2 rRNA genes are annotated in these 3,206 nt (G+C 47.4%); both read right to left on the bottom strand.

Annotated features, from left to right (window positions below):
- Positions 1 to 37: 37 nt before the first annotated feature.
- Positions 38 to 147 (bottom strand): 5S ribosomal RNA (gene rrf, locus M2326_RS17385).
- 133 nt (positions 148 to 280) lie between these two features.
- Positions 281 to 3,168 (bottom strand): 23S ribosomal RNA (locus M2326_RS17380).
- Positions 3,169 to 3,206: the final 38 nt, after the last annotated feature.

Below are 3,206 nucleotides of genomic sequence, written 5' to 3'. Positions count from 1 at the left end.
AAAAAACCCTGATTCGGATGAATCAGGGTTCTCTAAAGAAAGGCGACGACATACTCTCCCACATAACTGCAGTACCATCTGCGCAGGCGGGCTTAACTTCTCTGTTCGGGATGGGAAGAGGTGAGCCCCGCCGCAATAACCACCTTAAGGTCGTTTTGCAATGGGTAAACTAGCTTTTAGCTAATCAACATTACATAATATCTTAACATACTGAGATAAAGAAAAAAGTATTTGTATTACTAGAAAGTTTCTTCCTCCCGATTGCTCGGGAGGAAAAGGTGTACATAAGCTTACGGATTATTAGTACTACTCGACTATGACATTACTGCCTTTACATCTATAGCCTATCAACGTGGTCATCTCCCACGATCCTTAAAAGAAATCTCATCTTATGGTGGGTTTCGCGCTTATATGCTTTCAGCGCTTATCCCTTCCAAACGTAGCTACTCTGCCATGCCACTGGCGTGACAACAGATACACTAGAGGTTTGTCCAATTCGGTCCTCTCGTACTAGAATCAGATCCATTCAAATTTCTTGCGCCCACAGTAGATAGAGACCGAACTGTCTCACGACGTTCTGAACCCAGCTCGCGTGCCACTTTAATGGGCGAACAGCCCAACCCTTGGGACCTTCTCCAGCCCCAGGATGTGACGAGCCGACATCGAGGTGCCAAACCCCCCCGTCGATATGAGCTCTTGGGGGAGATCAGCCTGTTATCCCCGGCGTACCTTTTATCCTTTGAGCGATGGCCCTTCCATGCGGAACCACCGGATCACTATGCTCTACTTTCGTACCTGATCGACCTGTATGTCTCTCAGTCAAGCTCCCTTATGCCATTGCACTCTACGCACGGTTACCAAGCGTACTGAGGGAACCTTTAGAAGCCTCCGTTACTCTTTTGGAGGCGACCACCCCAGTCAAACTACCCACCAAGCAATGTCCTCCGCATCGCGGAGTTAGGCTTCAGACAAACAAAGGGTTGTATTTCAACAATGACTCCACAACGCCTAGCGACGCCACTTCAAAGTCTCCAACCTATCCTACACATCATTTGTCCAAAGTCAATACTAAGCTATAGTAAAGGTGCACAGGGTCTTTTCGTCCCACTGCGGGTAAACGGCATCTTCACCGTTACTACAATTTCACCGAGCTCATGGCTGAGACAGTGTCCAGATCGTTACACCATTCGTGCAGGTCGGAACTTACCCGACAAGGAATTTCGCTACCTTAGGACCGTTATAGTTACGGCCGCCGTTTACTGGGGCTTCATTTCAATGCTTCTGAGTAAACCCATAACATCTCCACTTAACCTTCCAGCACCGGGCAGGTGTCAGGCCCTATACTTCATCTTACGATTTTGCAGAGCCCTGTGTTTTTGATAAACAGTCGCCTGGACCTCTTCACTGCGGCCAGCATTGCTGCTGGCGACCCTTCTCCCGAAGTTACGGGTCTATTTTGCCTAATTCCTTAGCCATGAATCTCTCGAGCACCTTAGAATTCTCATCTCGACTACCTGTGTCGGTTTGCGGTACGGGTACTATTAACCTGAAGTTTAGAGGTTTTTCTTGGAAGCCCTTAGGTGCACTATCTCTTCAACCGAAGTCTCCGAGTACTATCGTATTTCCCCAAAGCCCGTGGATTTGCCTGCGGGCCTTATAGGTAGGTACTTCAACGAACTATTCCGTCAGTTCGCGGCACTTTCATCACTCCGTCACCCCATCACAGTTAACAGTAGTACGGGAATATTAACCCGTTGTCCATCGACTGTCCCTTTCGGGTTCGCCTTAGGTCCCGACTAACCCACAGCTGATTAGCATAGCTGTGGAAACCTTAGTCTTTCGGTGTGCGGGTTTCTCGCCCGCATTATCGTTACTTATGCCTACATTTTCTTTTCTAACCAGTCCAGAATACCTTACGATACACCTTCAACCCTGTTAGAATGCTCCCCTACCACTTACAATAAATTGTAAATCCATAGCTTCGGTAATATACTTATGCCCGATTATTATCCATGCTCGTCCGCTCGACTAGTGAGCTGTTACGCACTCTTTAAATGAATGGCTGCTTCCAAGCCAACATCCTAGCTGTCTATGCAGACAAACCTCGTTCTTTCAACTTAGTATATATTTGGGGACCTTAGCTGATGGTCTGGGTTCTTTCCCTCTCGGACTTGGACCTTAGCACCCAAGCCCTCACTGTTAGTGAACATTATATAGCATTCGGAGTTTGTCAGGAATTGGTAGGCGGTGAAGCCCCCGCATCCAATCAGTAGCTCTACCTCTATATAACTTTATAACTAACGCTGCACCTAAATGCATTTCGGGGAGTACGAGCTATTTCCGAGTTTGATTGGCCTTTCACCCCTACCCACAGATCATCCCAAGACTTTTCAACGTCAACGGGTTCGGTCCTCCACTTTGGGTTAACAAAGCTTCAACCTGTCCATGGGTAGATCACACGGTTTCGCGTCTAACACTACTGACTAAAGCGCCCTATTCAGACTCGCTTTCGCTACGGATCCGTGGCTTAACCACTTATCCTTGCCAGCAACGTTAACTCGTAGGCTCATTATGCAAAAGGCACGCCGTCACCCCACGAAGGGGCTCCGACCGCTTGTAAGCGTATGGTTTCAGGATCTATTTCACTCCGTTATTCACGGTTCTTTTCACCTTTCCCTCACGGTACTGGTTCACTATCGGTCTCTCAGGAGTATTTAGCCTTAGCGGATGGTCCCGCCAAATTCAGACAGGATTTCTCGTGTCCCGCCCTACTCAGGATACCACTATCTATTATAATCATTACTTATACAGGGCTATCACCTTCTTTGGCTCTACTTTCCAGTAGATTCTAATTCTTCATACATAAAATGTCGTGGTCCTACAACCCCAACATTGCCGTAACAACATTGGTTTGGGCTAATCCGCGTTCGCTCGCCACTACTTACGGAATCACTTTTGTTTTCTTCTCCTCCGCCTACTTAGATGTTTCAGTTCAGCGGGTTTGCCCACCTATCGGTGTACTAGATCTTCAATCTAGTGGGTTGCCCCATTCAGGTATTTACGGATCATACGATGTGTGCTCGTCCCCGTAACTTTTCGCAGCTTATCACGCCTTTCATCGCCTCTGAGAGCCAAGGCATCCCCCATACGCCCTTATTTTGCTTATTGTACCAATCTTAAAATTAATTAAGACCGTTTTTGTTTGT

The organism is Flavobacterium psychraerolatum, from assembly GCF_025960985.1.
Taxonomy (GTDB): domain Bacteria; phylum Bacteroidota; class Bacteroidia; order Flavobacteriales; family Flavobacteriaceae; genus Flavobacterium.
This window is presented reverse-complemented; position numbering and strand designations above follow the sequence as displayed.